The organism is Micromonospora sp. HM5-17, from assembly GCF_003762835.1.
Taxonomy (GTDB): Bacteria; Actinomycetota; Actinomycetes; order Mycobacteriales; family Micromonosporaceae; genus Plantactinospora.
Genome location: NZ_RJWA01000005.1, coordinates 427,120 through 443,802 on the forward strand (window position 1 = coordinate 427,120; position 16,683 = coordinate 443,802).

General features: G+C 74.5%; 10 protein-coding genes. 3 read left to right on the forward strand and 7 right to left on the reverse strand.

The features are described 5' to 3' along the window. Positions 1 to 26: 26 nt before the first annotated feature. Genes mptB through EF879_RS17530 form a run of 4 tightly spaced genes read right to left on the reverse strand, consistent with a single transcriptional unit; the run spans position 27 to position 7,306 of the window. Positions 27 to 1,529 carry a polyprenol phosphomannose-dependent alpha 1,6 mannosyltransferase MptB gene (gene mptB / locus EF879_RS17515; RefSeq protein ID WP_123559878.1) on the reverse strand — a complete coding sequence of 501 codons (1,503 nt, stop codon included), beginning with the start codon at positions 1,527 to 1,529 and terminating at the stop codon, positions 27 to 29. Between the two features lie 12 nt (positions 1,530 to 1,541). Continuing rightward, positions 1,542 to 3,218 (reverse strand): hypothetical protein, encoded by a 1,677-nt coding sequence (locus EF879_RS17520; RefSeq protein ID WP_233604536.1) that lies wholly within the window; start codon positions 3,216 to 3,218, stop codon positions 1,542 to 1,544. A 43-nt stretch (positions 3,219 to 3,261) separates the two neighbouring features. Then, positions 3,262 to 6,489, reverse strand: a complete 3,228-nt coding sequence (locus EF879_RS17525) for a bifunctional [glutamine synthetase] adenylyltransferase/[glutamine synthetase]-adenylyl-L-tyrosine phosphorylase (RefSeq protein WP_123559880.1) — start codon at positions 6,487 to 6,489, stop codon at positions 3,262 to 3,264. Between the two features lie 13 nt (positions 6,490 to 6,502). Then, positions 6,503 to 7,306, reverse strand: coding sequence for a type 1 glutamine amidotransferase (locus tag EF879_RS17530; RefSeq protein ID WP_233604537.1), 804 nt, complete (start codon positions 7,304 to 7,306; stop codon positions 6,503 to 6,505). A gap of 87 nt (positions 7,307 to 7,393) precedes the next feature. Here EF879_RS17530 and EF879_RS17535 point away from each other — a divergent pair, with 87 nt between their 5' ends. Further along, a complete protein-coding gene (locus EF879_RS17535; protein ID WP_123559882.1) occupies positions 7,394 to 8,323 on the forward strand; it encodes an LD-carboxypeptidase in 930 nt (309 codons plus the stop codon). 31 nt (positions 8,324 to 8,354) lie between these two features. Here the strand turns inward: EF879_RS17535 and EF879_RS17540 are convergent, their stop codons facing one another. Then, positions 8,355 to 11,576, reverse strand: a complete 3,222-nt coding sequence (locus EF879_RS17540) for an NACHT domain-containing NTPase (RefSeq protein WP_123559884.1) — start codon at positions 11,574 to 11,576, stop codon at positions 8,355 to 8,357. A gap of 237 nt (positions 11,577 to 11,813) precedes the next feature. Here EF879_RS17540 and EF879_RS17545 point away from each other — a divergent pair, with 237 nt between their 5' ends. After that, positions 11,814 to 12,302 carry a hypothetical protein gene (locus tag EF879_RS17545; protein ID WP_123559886.1) on the forward strand — a complete coding sequence of 163 codons (489 nt, stop codon included), beginning with the start codon at positions 11,814 to 11,816 and terminating at the stop codon, positions 12,300 to 12,302. Positions 12,303 to 12,695: 393 nt separating this feature from the next. Here EF879_RS17545 and EF879_RS17550 read toward each other — a convergent pair whose 3' ends face one another. Next, entirely contained in the window at positions 12,696 to 13,121 is a 426-nt protein-coding gene (locus EF879_RS17550) for a DUF350 domain-containing protein (RefSeq protein WP_123559888.1), read from the reverse strand. Positions 13,122 to 13,288: 167 nt separating this feature from the next. Next, a complete protein-coding gene (locus tag EF879_RS17555; RefSeq protein WP_123559889.1) occupies positions 13,289 to 14,641 on the reverse strand; it encodes a glutamine synthetase family protein in 1,353 nt (450 codons plus the stop codon). A 230-nt stretch (positions 14,642 to 14,871) separates the two neighbouring features. On the opposite strand from EF879_RS17555, the gene EF879_RS17560 reads away from it, so the two are divergent. Continuing rightward, complete coding sequence (locus EF879_RS17560; RefSeq protein WP_123559891.1) at positions 14,872 to 16,656, forward strand: NAD+ synthase; 1,785 nt, start codon at positions 14,872 to 14,874, stop codon at positions 16,654 to 16,656. Positions 16,657 to 16,683 lie beyond the last annotated feature (27 nt).

Below are 16,683 nucleotides of genomic sequence, written 5' to 3' on the forward strand. Positions count from 1 at the left end.
CAGTCGGGGCGGAGCCCCGACGCGAGTCAGTGACGAGAGCCGGCGGCGTCGTGCCGCGCGTCCGGTCGACGCGGACGCCCGGCCACCCGGCGGGCGGCCACGACCACGAGAGCGACCAGCCCCGCCGCCATCGCCAGGGTTCCGGGAAACTTCGTGAACCTGGCGAGGTTGGTCCCGTCCGGCAGGACGAGGAACGAGACCACCGTCGCGGGCACGAGCAACCACCGGGCCGGCACCGTGGCGACGGCCAACACCGCCAACGGCCACACCGCGTACCAGGGATGGAAGACCGGTGCGAGGACGACCGTCGCGGCCAGCGCCAGCCCGGCACCGCGCAGCGGGCTACCGTGCCGGGCCCGCCACCAGATCGCGACCAGCAGCAGCGCCAGCACACCCAACCCGACGGCACGGGCGGCCGGCACCACATACCAGTCAGCCCCGAAGGGTCGGCCCAGATATCCCAGGGCGAGCCCGACCGCCGTGGGCAGCGAGGTCCACTGCACCGACTCCCCGCTGCTGGCCAGCCCGCGTACCCAGCCCGGCCCGAGCCCGGCCAGCCCGGTCACCAGCACCGCCGCCGCGACCGTCCCGGCCAGCACCAGGCCGCCGTGCCGGGCCAGCGCCCGCACCCGGTACGCCCCCGGCAGCGCGGCCAGCATCGCGAACGGTACGACCACGACCGCGGTGACCTTCACGCTGACCGCGAGCCCCAGCAGCGCCCCGCCGGCGAACAGCGGCAGCGCCCGGCCGGGCCGGTCCCGTACCACCCGCAGCCCGGCAACCACCAGGCCGACCATCAGGGCGTCGTTGTGCGCGCCGGACACCAGGTGGATCGCCACCAGCGGGCAGGCCAGCACCAGCCAGAGGGCACGGTCCCGGTCCACGCCGGCGTGCCGGGCCAGGCCCGGCAGGCAGTACGCGGTCAGCGCCACGCCGAGCAGCGCCGCCAACCGGAGCAGTGCGACCGTGCCGACCAGCGACGCCCCGCCGAGCGTCGCGGCGGCCCCGGCGACGAGCATGAACAGCGGCCCGTACGGGGCGGGGGTGTCCCGCCACGTGGGCGAGACCGCCTCCAGCCACGGGCAGCCCGCACCGGCCACCCCGACCGCGTACGGATCCGCTCCGGCGGCGTAGATCGCGCCCTGGCAGGCGTACGAGTAGACGTCACGGCTGCCCAACGGCGGCGCGGCGAGGAACGGCAGCAGCCAGAGCCCGACCGTGACCAGCACCCACCGCGCCGACGGTACGCGGTGCCGCCCGGCCCACCAGGCGCCCACGAGCAGCGTCGTGCCGGCCAGCCACCCGAGGAGGATGAGAGGTCCGTGCGGCCCCTGCCAGATGCTCACCGGCGTGACCCCGGGCCGCCAGACCGGCAACACCCCACCGAGGTACGCGGTCGCGGCCAGCACCGCCGCGCCGGTCAGCCCGCCGTACCGCACCAGCCGCCACCGCACCACGTCCCGCTCCGGGTGTCCGGAACGCGGTGGGCGCGTCCCCCGTACCGGCTCCGCCGGATTACTCGACCGCATCCGTCCGTCCGCTCAGCACGCCGGGCCGGATCGCCACCCGCTGGTGAGCCGGTAGTCGCCGGCGGCGGGGACCCGTACCACGGTCCACCCGTCATCCGCCCGGCGCAGACAGCCGGCCGGGCCGTCCAGCACCAACCACCGTGACCAGCGCACCCGAACCAGCACCTCGCCGGGCGCGTCGGCACGGAACCGCACGTGCTCCGGTGTGGACTCGACCAGCTCTCCGGGAGCCGCGACCAGCGGGGTCGGGTCGACGACGGCGTACAACCGCCAGGTCGAATCCCGCCACACCTCGGCCAGGTAGGGCAGCCCGGCGACGACCAGGGCCGCCTCCGCCCGGGCGTACCGGTCGGGCGGGCTGTCCGGCGCGACCGCCACGTAGCTCACCGCGGTGTCGCGCAACCAGTCCCGGTACGCCTCCGCCGTCAGCTCCGCGTCGTAGAACAACGGGTTGCGGGCCACGTCCACCTGCCGCTCCCAGCCCCGGGCCAGCGGGAACCGGCGGGCCAGGTACGCCGACTCCCAGTGGTCCCGCAGCGGCACCACCTCGATGCGGCCGATCGGCCCCGCCTGCCGGGCACGCCGGTCGAGCGCGTCGGCGAGCGGCTGGTAGAAGTCGCTCCGGACCGGCACGGAGCCGGCCCGACCGAGGTCACCGGTCATCACCGGAGGCTGCCACCAGACGACCGCGGCGAGCAGCGCGGCGAGCCAACCGCGGCCCAGATCGGCGTACGCGGCCAGCACCGGCACCGTGAAGAGCAGGGTCAGCCGCAGCGCGTTCGAGCCCACCGGGCTGGGCAGGTAGTAGGCGAGCAGCAGCAACAGCACGGTCAGCCCGGCGCCGCAGCGGAGTACGCGGTGCCGGGCCGGCACGATCACGACCGCCAGCAGGGCGAGCGCGACGTTGATCCGCATCGACTCGGCCGTGAACGGCTGTACCCCGCCGTTGCCGAAGAGCACCGTCATCGGGACGAGCGCCACGGCGGGAGCGAGCGCGAGCACCAGCCCCTCCGCCCGGTGCTGCCGGGGTAGCCATCCGTCGCGCCCGAGCCCGCCACGGCGACCGTCCGGGCCGGGAACGCCGGGAACCAGGTGGGCCAGCAGCAGCGCGGCACCGACCAGGCCGGTGAAGAGCCCGGCCACCGGGCTGGCCCAGGTGGCGAGCGCGGCGAGCAGACCGGCGCCGCCCAGCCGCAGTGGGGAGCGGAGCCGCCCGGCCGCGACCGCGCAGAGTGCCGTCAGCGCCAGCGCCAGCCCGAGCGCGAAGGTGATCCTCCCGCTGACCAGGTTTCCGATCAGGACCAGCGCGCCGAGGATCGCGCCGAGCACCGGGCGCCGGGCGTCGCCGCGCACCAGCAGCCAGGCGAGGGCCACCGCCGCGCCGACGGCGGCCAGCGCGCCGACGACCCGGACCCCGAGCGCCGCGCCCAGCGCGGCACTGAACAGGCTGTAGCCGAACTGCTGCACGCCGCCGTACCAGCCGAGGTCGACCGGGGTCGCGCCGTACCGGTCGACGAACTCGGCGCGCGCCACCTGTGCCGCCAGGTCGGTGCCCATCGGCGGGGCGAGCAGGAACGCCACCGCTCCCCCGCCGGCCACGAGGGCCGCACCGAGCAGCGCCGGCCGGCCGGAGCCGGCTCGCCACCACCCACCGGGCCCGGACGCCCGCCGCCCGCCAGGCTCGGACATCCGCCGCCCGCCGGGCCCAGGTGCCAACCGCCCGCCAGCCCGATCAGCCATTGAGCACGCGCTCCGCCGCCGCCCGGCATCGCCGGGCCGTTCGCAGGTAGTGGTCGAGGAACTCGCCGGGATCCTGTCCGCCGAGCAGGCGTACCACGCCGGCCAGTTCGGGCCCGTGCCGAGGCAGTTGATCGCCGGCCCGGCCCCGGACCAGCATCAACGCGTTACGGACCCGGGCCGTCAGGGTCCAGCCGGCGGCCATGGCGGCAGCGTCGGCCGGATCCACCAGCCCGGCGTCGCGGGCCGCGGCCAGCGCGTCGAGGGTACGGGTGTGACGTAGCTCCGGGACCGTGCCGGCGTACCGGAGTTGCAGGAGCTGCACCGCCCACTCCACGTCGGCCAGCCCGCCCCGACCGAGCTTGGTGTGGGTGGCCGGATCGGCGCCCCGGGGCAGCCGCTCGGTCTCCACCCGAGCCTTGATCCGACGGATCTCCACCACCTGCTCGCGGGTCAGCCCCCGCTCGGGGTAGCGAACCGGGTCGGCGACGGCCATGAACTCGGCGGCGAGGTCGGCGTCGCCGCAGACGTACCGGGCGCGCAGCAGGGCCTGTGCCTCCCACACCTTCGACCAGCGCGCGTAGTACTGGGCGTACGCGTTCAGACTGCGTACCAACGGCCCCTGCCGCCCCTCCGGGCGCAGGTCGGCGTCGACGCCGAGCGGCGGGTCGACGGCCGGCATGCCGAGCAACCGGCGCAGCTCCTCGGCGATGCCGTGCGCCGCCGCGCTGGCCACGTCCTCGGCCACGCCGGCCGGGGGGTCGTAGACGAAGAGCACGTCGGCGTCGGAGAGGTAGTTCATCTCGTAGCCGCCGAGCCGGCCCATCCCCACCACCGCGAACCGGAGTCCGGGCAGCGCCGGCTGGGTCGCCCGGGCCGCCCGCAGCGCCGCGCCGAGGGTGGCGTCGGTGACCGCCGCCAGCGCCGCCCCCACTGTAAGGAAGGGCCCCTTGTTATCGGTTTCTGTCGTAGAAGGGGCCCTTCCTAACACAGGTGGCCTCGGGGCCAGCGAGCCTGCCCGGTGCAGAACGTCGGCACAGGCGACCCGGATCAGCTCCCGGCCGCGCAGCGCCCGGACCGCCCGGATCGCCTCCGTCGGGTCGGCCCCCGCACCGGAGCCCCGACCGTCGAGGTGCCGGTCGGCCGCGGCGGCGAAACCGTCCCGAAGCACCTCCGCGTCGCGCGGGGCCAGTTCGTTGTCGTCGGCGAGCAGCCGCAGCGCCTCCGGATCGCGGGCCAGCAGGTCCGCGACGTACCGGGAGAGGGCGAGGGTACGGGCCAGCCGCTGCGCCACCGGCCCGGAGTCCCGCAACAGCCGCAGGTACCAGGGGGTGCTACCGAGCTTGTCGGAGACCTGTCGGTAGTTGAGCAGTCCCCGGTCCGGTTCCGGGGCGTCGGCGAACTCCTGGAGCAGCACCGGCAGCAGGGTGCGCTGGATCGCCGCCGTCCGGGTCACCCCGCCGGTCAGCGCCTGGATGTGCCGCAGCGCCCCGGCCGGGTCGGCGAACCCGAGGATCTCCAGCCGTTCCCGGGCCGCCTCGGGGGTCATCCGCAGCCCGTCCGCCGGCACCCGGGCGACCGCCTCCAGCAGCGGCCGGTAGAGCAGCTTGGCATGCAGTCGACGTACCTCGGTGGCGTGCCCGACCCAGTCGGCCCGGAACGCCTCGACCGCGTCGCGGCCCGGCATCGCGGTGTAGCCGAGCGCGTGCGCCAGCCAGCGCAGCGCCGCCGGATCGGCCGGAACCGTGTGGGTCCGACGGAGGTGCTGGAGCTGGAGCCGGTGCTCGACGGCGCGCAGGAAGCGGTAGCCGCGCAGCAGCGCCTCGCCGTCGGCCCGGCCGACGTAGCCGCCGGCCACCAGCGCCCGCAGCGCGGGAAGGGTGCCGCGGGCCCGCAGCGTCTCGTCGACCCGACCGTGCACGAGCTGGAGCAGCTGGACGGCGAACTCGATGTCCCGCAGCCCGCCCGGGCCGCGCTTGATCTCCCGCTCCAACTCGCGCGGCGGGATGTTGTCGATGATTTTCCGGCGCATCGCCCGGACATCCTCGACCGCCTCCGGACGTTCCGCCGCCCGCCAGACCAGCGGGGCAAGCCCCTCGATCCACTCCCGGGCCAGGGCCAGGTCGCCGGCGGCCGGCCGCGCCTTGAGCAGCGCCTGGAACTCCCAGGTCCGGGCCCAGCGCCGGTAGTAGGCGAGGTGGCTGGCGAGCGTACGGACCAGCGGGCCCCGGTTTCCCTCCGGGCGCAGCGCGGCGTCCACCGGCCAGGCCACCTGACCGCAGATGTTGATAAGCCTGCTGGCGACCTGGGTCGCGGCCGGCAGGTCCGCGTCGGTCGCGGCCACGAAGATCACATCGACGTCGGAGACGTAGTTCAGCTCCCCGCCCCCGCACTTGCCGAGGGCCAGCACGGCCAGCCGGGGCTCCGGCGTACCGGCCGGCAGCTCACCGAGGGCGATCTCGTAGGCGGCTGCCAGGGTGGCGTCGGCGAGCGCGGAGAGCGCCGCCATGGTCTGCTCCAGGTCGCGCCCACCGGTCAGGTCGGCCGCCGCGATCCGCAGCAGGGCCAGCCGGTACGCCTGCCGCAGCGCCGCGACCGGCGGCAGCCCCGCCGGCAACGGCGGCAACCCCTCCGGTACGTCCGGCGTCTCCTCCGCCGCGTGCAGCAGTCCCTCGGCCCGGGGCGGCAGCCCGTCCGCCCCGGTGCACAGCGCCCGCCACTGCTCCGGGTTGGCCACCAGGTGATCGCCGAGCGCCGACGAGGCCCCGAGTACGGCGACCAGCCGGCGCCGCAGCCCCGGATCCTCGGCGAGCGCGGCGAGCAGCGGGGACCCCTCCCGGTCGGCCCGCGCCCCGGACCCGTCCGGGCCGGGGCGGGTGCCACCCGGGGCGGGTCGCGTGCCGTCCCGACCGGCGCGGGTGACGCCCGAGGCGGCCCGGGTGCCGACCCGACCGGGTCGGGTGCCGTCCGGGGACGGCGCCGCCCGGCGTTCCGCCTCCACGATCCGGTGCAGCTGCCGCAGCGCCAGATCCGGGTCGGCGGCCCGGGAGAGGGCGGTCAGCAGTTCGGCGGCCCGCTCGTCGACCGGCTCCTGGCCGGTGAGATCCCACAGGCCAAGCCCGTCCGGTCCGAGCAGTTCGGCCGCCCGTCCCGCGCCACCGCCGTCGGCGAGGCCGAACCCGTACCGGGCGAGCCGGCCGGGTGCGCTGCTCGGTCTGGTCATCGCCGCGCGTCTCCTACTGACCGAGCAGCGGCAGGGTACGGCGGGGTTCCGCGCCGGCGAGCCGGCCCTGGGCCAGCATCGCGAAGCGGAGGGCGAACGGCTGCCACACCTCCTCGATGTCGGCGAGCACCTCCGCGCAGGCGGCCACCACCAGCTCGGGGTCGTAGTCGAGTTCGGCCAGGAGCGGCGAGCCGGCCGCCCAGTCGGCGATCATGTCGGTGTCGCACTCGATGTGGAACTGGAGCCCCCAGGCCCGGTCGCCGAGCCGGAACGCCTGGTTCGGGTAGCGGGTCGAGGTGGCCAGCAGCACCGCGCCGCGGGGCAGTTCGGTGATCTCGTCGGCGTGCCACTGGATCACGTCGGGGATCATCGGCACGTACCGGAAGAGCGGGTCCGTCTCGGCGGCGTCCCGCCGGCCGACCACGGTCGGGCCGACCTCGGGGCCGGCCTCGCTGCGCCGTACCTCCCCGGCGTGGGCGGTGGCGAGCAGCTGGGCGCCGAGGCAGATCGCCAGCGTCGGCACCCGGTGCCGGACCGCCTTGCGCAGCAGGCCCTCCAGCGCCGGGAACCAGGGTGCCCCGGGTGTGCCGTCCGGCCCCGGGTACGCCGACTGCGGACCACCGAGCACCACCAGCGCCCCGTACCCGGTCAGGTCGTCGGGAAGGGTCTCCCCGGCGTGCGGCCGGCGTACCTCCAGGGCCAACCCGGCCTCGGTGAGCCACTCCCCCAGCCGGCGGAGGTCGTCCGTCGGGTCGTTCTCGACCACCAGGGCGGTCACGGTGTCGGACTCGGTCTCGGTCTCGGCGGTGCTTGTCACGCTGTCGAGGCTAGTCGGTGACCCGGAGGGGCACCGATAGGCTCAAGGGCCCGGCAGGCGGGGTGGAGCGAGGGAGGAGAAGGCAGGGTGTCCGAGGATCAGGTGGTACGGCCGCCGGCACTGCGCCCCGGCGACACGGTCCTACTGGTCTCACCGTCGGGGCCGACCCGGCCGGAACGGGTGGCCCGGGGTGTGGAACTGCTCACCTCCTGGGGACTGCGCCCGGTGCTCGCCCCGAACGCGTACGCCCGACGCGGCTACCTGGCCGGCGACGACGCCCTGCGGGCCGCCGACCTGAACGCCGCCTTCGCCGACCCCACGGTCCGGGGCGTGCTCTGCACCCGGGGCGGGTACGGCGCACAGCGGGTGGTCGACCTGATCGACATGGCGGCGGTCCGCCGGGACCCGAAGGTGGTGGCCGGCTTCTCCGACATCACCGCGCTGCAACTGGCGCTCTGGCGTGGCGCCCGGCTCGCCACCGTGCACGGCCCGGGCGCCGCCTGGCTGGACGAGCGGACGCCGGCCGCCTCGGCCGAGTCGCTGCGCGCCGCGCTGATGTGCCCCGAGCCGGTGGTGGTGCCCCGGGTTCCGGAGGAGGAGACGGCGAGCGTCGTCGTTCCCGGCACCGCCACCGGGCGGCTGCTCGGCGGCAACCTGTGCCTGCTGGTCTCCTCCATCGGCACCCCGGACATGCCGGACCTGACCGGGGCGATCCTGCTGATCGAGGACGTCGCGGAACCGCCGTACAAGGTCGACCGGATGCTCACCCACCTACGCCGGACCGGGCTGCTGGCCGGCCTGGCGGGGGTGGCGGTCGGGCAGTTCACCGACTGCGCCGACGACTGGGCGGTCAGTGTCGCCGACGTACTCGCCGAACGGCTCGGCGACCTCGGGGTGCCGGTCCTCGGCGGACTGCCGATCGGGCACGGGGCCGGGCAGATCACCGTGCCGCTCGGCGTACCGGCGACCCTGGACACCGCCGCCGGGACGTTGACCGTCTCCCCCGCCGTCCGCTGACCGTCGGCGCCGGCGGCCCACCCCGGGCCGGTCACCGACGGGCCGGCCGGAGCCGCCAGCCGAGTTCGGCGAGCCGGGCGACGACCTGGGCCTTCAGGTGCCGGTTCGCGGTAGGCACGGCGCTGCTGTCCGTCAGGTTGGACAGGACGGGCGCGATGATCCGGTCGGCCTCCGGGTCACGGCCGAGAAACGCCAGCCCGCACTGGAGCGCCGCCACGATCAGCCGGGACGGCACGACGCCCGCCAGCCAGGCGACCTCTCCCCGCCTGCCGTCACGGTCCGCACCGGTGATCAGTTGCGCCGCCAGCAGGGCCGGCATCTCCGGATCGACGGCCAGCCGGTTGAGCAGGAGCGTCCGGAGCTGATGCCGCTCCGCCGCGTCGTCCAGGGCCTCCAGCATGGCGTGGCAGCGCAGGTAGGCGGCGTGCCGTCGGCCCGACCCGTACGGGGCGGAGGACATCGTGACCAGGCGCAGCAGGTCGTGCGCGATGGAGCTGCCCACGTCCAGCGCGACGGTGTTGATCACGGACGGCAGTGGCCCGGCGAGCGGCTCCAGAGCATGAACCAGCAGGTCGTCGCCGAGACCGCAGCGCAGGCGCGCCTCGCGACTCAGATACGCGAAGGACCGGGCCGAGTCCTGGAACGCCCCGGTCGAGGCCGGCCCGACGTCGTACGTCCAGCGTGGGTCGACCGGCGGGACCGGCGCCTCGACGGGATCGGCGACGACGCGCAGCGCGATGTCTCGGCTGCCGTCCTCGGCGCGGATCCGGTCGAGGGCGAGCACGCCGACCAGGCTGGTCCAGTCCTCCGCGCTGAGCTGGGACTGCCAGAGCAGGGTCTCCCGGTGCCAGACCGGGACCACGTTCCGGTCCGGGAAGAGCCGACTACCGCGCAGGGTGTCGGCGGCACAGACCGCCAGCAACAGCAGGTTGACGCTGTACGCGGCGTGCCGGGCCGGCACCGGCAGCCCGCGCGGCTGGTAGGAGTCGTGTCGCCGGGCCGGGCGGCTGCGGTGCGCGGCCCGGAAGAGCCGGGTCAGCAGGTCGGTCAGGTCCTCCCGCCGTTGCCGGTCCACTCCGGACAGGAACGCCTGGACGAAGCCGAGGACCGGCGCCCGTCCGCTCAACGCCGCCCAGGACAGCAGCGCGTGCAGCAGGTCGTCGTCGACGGTCGCGGACCCGAGCGACATCGTGGCGGCGGCCTCCCGCGCGGCGATGTCGGTCAACACCTGCCAGGTGAGCCGGGCCACCAGGAACTCGCCGAAGGTGGCGTGCAGAAACTCGTACGTCTCCAGCCGCTCGTCGTCCCGCAGCGCGCGCGACCGGTGGACGAAGAAGAACCGGCCGAGCACGACCTCGGCGTGCCGCAACGGCGCCCGCAGGTCGACGGCGGCCCCGGGGGGCGGTGCCGGGCCGAACAGCGCCGTCAGGTCGGCCTCCAGCTCGGCCTCGGTGACCCACTGGGCGCCCCGGTTGAACATCGCGAAGGCGACCACCGACAGCCGGCGCAGCTCCACCTCGACGGCCCGGTCCACCTCGCGCTCCGGCAGCCCGGGGCGGTGTTTGACCACCTCCCGGCGGGCGAACCGGCGCAGCAGCCGCTCGTAGAGTTCGTCCGGACGCAGCTCGCCGGCCCGGCGCAGTGCGTTGTCGTCGGCGTCGTAGAGCGCCAGCATCAGCAGCAACAGCGGCTGCTCGGCCAGCTCGCGGTAGGCGAGCACGGCCGACAGGTCCAGCGGGGTCACGCCCCGGGCGGCGAACTCGTCGGCGTTGACCGCGTTCCAGGTGGCGAGCCAGGTGGAGATCCGCGCCTCGTCGAACGGCTCCAGGCGGAGCGCCACGGTTCCGGGTGGGACGCGGGCCCGGTCGGCGACGCTGGTCCGGCTGGTCACCACGACCACCACCGGCCGGCCCTGAGCGGCCTCGCGGCGCTGGAACACCGCCACCTTGACCAGGTAGTCGGTCTGGCTGACCCCGGTCGCCTGGAGCAGTTCGTCGAAGCCGTCGAGCAGCACCACCGGCAGGGCGTCGCCGGCCGACCGGACCAGCGCCGGCCAGTCCAGCCGTTCGCCGGTGGCCGCGCGGACCGCGTACTCGATCTGGTCCTGGAGGTCGGCGGCGGCCGGGACGTCGCGGAGCACCACCCGGACCGGGAGGAAGTCGTCGGCCGGCAGCCGGGCGGCGAGTACCCGGGTCAGGACGGACTTCCCCGAGCCCGGCTGGCCGAGCACCAGCAGCGGCGCCTCGACCGCCGCCGGGTTGGTGAGGTAGCCGGCGAGGAACCCGGCGAGGTCGTCCCGGACCGGCTGCCCCGCCCACCAGGACTCCTCGCTGGGCCGGGTCGCCGGACCCAGCTCCGCCACCCGACACAGCGGCGACACGTAGCCGGTGGCCAGGCTCGGCATCCGGATCCCGGCCGGCACATCGCCGGACTCGACCACCGAGCGGTCCAGCTCCGTCGCGTACGCCGCCGCCAGCCCGGCCCGCCGCGCCTCCGGCACCCGGCCGGCGGCCGCCTGTCGGAGCAGTCGTTCGAGGTCGGCCAACGCGGCGGCGACCTGGCGCACCTCGGCCCGGGTCCCGGCGTGCTCACGCAACCCGGCCCAGTACGCCACCTCGGGAAAGTCGCCGGCGAGCCGTCCGACGAGCTCCCGATACCGCTCCACCGCCCGCGCGGGCAGGGCGTCCAGGACGGCCGTGAAGGCGGCCCGCCGGGGATGGTCGAGCCGGTCCCAGACGTCAAGGCCGGCGACGAAGCTCCGCAGCGCCGCCGCAACCCCGGCGTAGTACTCGGCCAGCACCGCCCGGAACAGCTCGTCCGGCTGCTGCGGCCCGGGCGCCGGCACCGCCTCGGCGAAGAGCCCGTCGAGCGGGGAGCGGGCGTCGGGGTCCGCCCCGACGATGGCGAGCCGTTCCCGCTCGGTCAGCTCCAGCTCGGTGAAGCGGAACGGCAGGTCGGCCCCGGCCAGCGCCTCGAAGAAGGCCGTCACCACCAGCACCCGGTGCGCGGCCGCCAGCCGTTCGGTCCGGCCGTACCGGGAGAGCCCGGCGCGCCGCTCGGCGAGCCGGCCGACGAGGTCGTGGCTGAGCCGGACGAACTCGGCCTTGGCGTCAAAGAGCGAGAGTACGGCCGGCACGGCCACCGCCGTGCCGAGCAGCGCGCCGCCGGCGAGGGTGTCCAGTGCCGTCACCACCGGGCTGCGGCCTCCGCCGAGCAGGCGGGCGGCCTCGGCATAGCTGAGTCTCCGGGACACGGACAACTCCCCTCGGTCGGCGACCTGCCCGGACCAGCATGCCGGAACCGGACAAGCGACGGAGGCCGAGCGTGACCGGGCAGGCGGTCACCCGGTGGGAGGAAACTCCTGGCCCGGGTGGCGATTCTCAGCGGGTTGACAGCTCGCTGCCAGCCACGGCCAAGCCTGGTGCCCGAGGTTGGGCCGGTTGGCACCGACGCCGCCACCGCGGCGTGACGCACCGAAGGAGGAAATCAGATGGGCAACCGGCTGTCCCGGAAGAAGGTCCTCGGCGGGCTGGTGGCCGGGGGTGTGCTCACCGTCGGCCTGGCAGCCCCGGCCGTGGCGTTCGCCCAGGACGAGACCCCGACGCCGAGCCCGTCGGCCTCGGCGTCGACGGACGGCGGCCCCGCGCACGTGCGCGACCACCGCGGTGACCTGGCCGAGAAGCTCGCCACCGAGCTGGGCGTTCCGCAGGAGAGGGTCGAGGCGGCGCTGGAGAAGATCTGGGCACAGCACCGGGCCGACCACCAGGGCCAGAGCAGGGCCGACCACCCGTCCGCCGAGCAGCGGGAGGCGTGGCTGAGGTCGCGGCTCGACCAGGCGGTCTCGGACGGCAAGCTGACCCGGGAGCAGGCCGACGCCATCCTGGCGGCGGTCAAGGCGGGCGTGCTGCCCGGCTGGGGCGGCTTCGGGCACGGCGGCCACGGCTGGCACGGCCACGGCGGCGACGAGGCCGAGAAGTAGCTGGCGGCCGGGGCCAGGTGGCTCCCGAGACCGGGCCACCGGCCCGGGACGTCATCCCGTGATCCTCGCTGTTTCCCGGTCGGCGGGTCCCCGCCGATCCCCGCCGAGATTCGTCCCGCGGTCCCGGCGGACACGGCGCGCCGGCCGGGAGGGCGGAGCGGATCCGGCCCGTCGGGCGGTCCTGAGCCGGCACGGCGGACTCGGGCTGGCGCGGGGCTCAGACCGGTACGGCGGGGCGGCAGTCGAGGGGGGCTGCCGTCCCGCCGTCGCGAGCCGGCTGGACAGGCGGACCGGCGTCCCGACCCGGGCCGGGCCGGGTACGACGGGCCGGCGGGCCTGCCCGGGCACGACACGGTCCGCGCCCTGGGCGGCGCGGCGGCGCGTGCGGACGGGTCAGGCGATGCAGGCGCAGACGAACAACGCCGCCCCGAAGTGGATGGCCGCGCTGACCCGGGCGGCCGGGTTCGGCTCCTCGGTGCAGATCACCTCGCCGAGCTTGCCGGGGGTGAGCCAGTCCAGGACCAGGAAGGCGAGGGCCATGATGCCGAGCCCGACCAGTCCGAAGAGGATGGTCGAGGCGAGGCCCTTCGTGAAGTCGGTGTAGCTGGTCAGGATCGCGGTGAAGACGATCCCCGCGATGCCGAGTTGGTTGGCGATCAGCAGCAGTGCGGCGTTGCTGTTGCGACGTATCCAGATCAGCTCGCGCAGCCTGCCGGGCGTGAGGGCGTCGACCAGCAGGAACCCGACGGCCATCAACGCGATGCCGACCACGCCGAACACGATGCTGTGCAAGGCTCCAACAAGCAGGTCCTCGACCACCGACAAGTCTCCCTCGGGTGTGGGCGGCCATGGAGGGGGGCCGCGTCGTGAGGACGATAGCGTGATCACGCAAGCCGGCGCGGCATTGAGGGCGACGGCGTGCCCGCCGGAGCCGAAGCGCGCCGCACCCGCCCGGTTCTCGGCAACGCGTGACGTCGCCCGGGCCGCTAGAGGAGGCCGAGGTAGCGCTGACGCTCGTACGGGGTGACCTCGCGGCGGTACTGCTCCCACTCGGCGCGCTTGTTACGGAGGAAGAAGTCGAAGACGTGCTCACCGAGGATCTCGGCGACCAGCTCCGAGCGGGACATCACGTCGATCGCCTCCGCGAGGTTCTCCGGCAGCGACTCGTACCCCATCGCCTTGCGCTCGGCGCTGGAGAGCGACCAGACGTCGTCCTCGGCCCCCGGCGGCAGCTCGTAGCCCTCCTCGATCCCCTTCAACCCGGCGCCGAGCAGCACCGCGAAGGCAAGGTACGGGTTGCACGCCGAGTCGGGCGAGCGGATCTCGACCCGGGCCGAGTTCGGCTTGCCGTACGCCGGGACCCGGACCAGGGCCGAGCGGTTGAGGTGGCCCCAGCAGACGTACGCCGGCGACTCGGTGATCCGGTCCGGCAGTGCCTGCGGGAAGAGCCGCTTGTACGAGTTGACCCACTGGTTGGTGACCGCCGTGTACTCGCGGGCGTGGGCGAGCAGCCCGGCGATGAACGCCTTGCCGACCTTGGAGAGTTTCATCGGATCGCTGGCGTCGTGGAACGCGTTGCGCTCCCCCTCGAAGAGCGAGAGGTGGGTGTGCATCCCGCTGCCGGGCTGGTCGGTGAAGGGCTTGGGCATGAAGGTGGCCCGCACACCGGTCGAGAGCGCGACCTCCTTGACCATGTGGCGGAAGGTCATGATGTTGTCGGCGGTGGTGAGCGCGTCGGCGTAGCGGAGGTCGATCTCCTGCTGGCCGGGGGCGACCTCGTGGTGGCTGAACTCGACCGAGATCCCGATCCGCTCCAGCGCCAGCACCGCCTGCCGGCGGAAGTCCCGGGCCACCGCGTGGGTGGTGTGCTCGAAGTAGCCGCCGTTGTCGACCGGGACCGGCACCGAGCCGTCGTTCGGGCCGTTCTCCAGCAGGAAGAACTCGATCTCGGGGTGGGTGTAGAAGGTGAAGCCCTTCTCCGCCGCCTTCGAGAGCGCCCGGCGCAGCACGTGCCGGGGGTCGGCCCAGGAGGGGCTGCCGTCGGGGAGCAGGATGTCGCAGAACATCCGGGCGCTCTCTCCACTCATCCCGCCCTCGAACGGGAAGACCTGGAACGTCGTCGGGTCCGGCATCGCGATCATGTCCGACTCGAAGACCCGGGCGAAGCCCTCGATGGCCGAGCCGTCGAAGCCGATCCCCTCGTCGAAGGCCGCCTCCAGCTCGGCGGGGGCCACCGAGACGCTCTTGAGCGTGCCGAGCACGTCGGTGAACCACAACCGGACGAAACGGATGTCCCGCTCTTCCAGCGTACGAAGCACGAACTCCTGCTGACGGTCCACGTCCTACCCCTCGCACACGTTGTTCGGACCGGCCCAGCCGGCGCCCGGCCTGACGGTCCAGTCTTCCCCGGTTCCGTTACGCAGACGTTACGATGCCTCGATCGAGGCTGATGCGCGGGGTGCCCGGTCTGCCGGGTTCCGGGGCGTCCGGGCCAGGTTCTGACCAGGGCCACCGCCACCGTGCCGGGTTGAGCCGGACCGGCGGTCAGCGGCTGCGGCAAGATGAGGACATGCCGACCCTGCGTCTCGCTCTCGCCCAGGTCAACCCCACCGTCGGCGATCTGGCCGGCAACGCGGCGATCGTCCGGAAGCGGTCCCGGGACGCCGCCGAGGCCGGCGCGCACCTCGTGGCGTTCCCCGAGATGATGCTGACCGGCTACCCGGTGGAGGACCTGGTCTTCCGGAACTCCTTCGTCACCGCCTGCCAGGCCGCCCTCGACCGGCTCGCCGCCGACCTGGCCGACGACGGGCTCGGCGACCTGCCGGTGCTGGTCGGTTACCTCGACGCGGACGGGCCGGCCAGCGCCAACGCCGAGGCGCGGCCGAGCCGGGGACCCCGCAACGCCCTGGGTGTCCTGCACCGTGGCCGGGTGGTGGCCCGCTACTTCAAGCACCATCTGCCCAACTACGGCGTCTTCGACGAGGACCGCTACTTCGTCCCCGGCAACACCCTGCCGGTGGTCCGGATCGGCGGGGTCGACGTCGCGCTCACCATCTGCGAGGACCTCTGGCAGGCGGGGGGCCCGTTCGCGGTCGCCCGCCACGCCCGGGTCGGGCTGGTCATCAACGTCAACGGCTCGCCGTACGAGCTGAACAAGGACGACGTACGGCTGCCGCTGGTCCGCCGCCGGGCCGCCGAGGCCGGTGCCACGGTCGCGTACGTCAACATGGTCGGCGGCCAGGACGAGCTGGTCTTCGACGGCGACTCCATGATCGTTGCACCGGACGGCACCCTGCTGACCCGCGCCCCGCGGTTCGTCGAACACCTGCTCCTGCACGACGTCGCGCTGCCACCGGCCGAAACCCTCGCCCCGGCGGGCACCACACCGGTGAGCCCGACCCCGGCCAACGGGCCGGAGGAGATGACCATCGTCCGGGTGCACGTCAGCGACACCGTGCCGGCCCCGGCCGACCCGCCCGCGGTCGGTGGCATCAGCGAGCCGATCGTCGACGAGGGCGAGGTGTGGCAGGCCCTGGTGCTCGGGCTGCGCGACTACGTCGAGAAGAACCGGTTCCGCTCGGTGGTGCTGGGGCTGAGCGGCGGCATCGACTCGTCGGTGGTCGCGGCGATCGCGGTGGACGCCCTCGGCCCGGACCGGGTGGTCGGGGTCTCGATGCCGAGCCGGCACTCGTCGGAACACTCCCGGGACGACGCCGCGGAGCTGGCCAAGCGGACCGGACTCGACTTCCGGGTCGAGCCGATCCAGCCGATGGTCGACAGCTTCCTGGCCAATCTCTCGCTGTCCGGGATGTCGGTGGAGAACCTCCAGGCCCGGGTCCGCGGGGTGCTGCTGATGGCGCTGTCGAACCAGGAGGGGCACCTCGTCCTCACCACCGGCAACAAGAGCGAGCTGGCGGTTGGCTACTCCACCCTCTACGGCGACTCCGTCGGCGGCTTCAACCCGATCAAGGACGTCTGGAAGAGCATGGTCTGGAGGCTCGCGACGTGGCGCAACGCGGAGGCGACCCGGCGCGGCGAGATACCTCCGATCCCGGAGAACTCGATCCGCAAGCCGCCCAGCGCCGAGCTGAGCCCCGGGCAGCTCGACACCGACACCCTGCCCGACTACTCCCTGCTCGACGCGGTCCTGGTCGGCTACGTCGACGGGGACCAGGGCCGGGAGGACCTGATCGCCGCCGGGCACGACCCCGAGGTGGTCGACCGGGTGCTGCGCATGGTGGACATCGCCGAGTACAAGCGCCGGCAGTCGGCGCCGGGGCCGAAAATCTCCATCAAGGCGTTCGGTCGGGACCGCCGGCTGCCGATCACGAACCGATGGCGCGAGCGGGAGTGACCGGGCGGCCCCGCGAGGCGCGTCGGG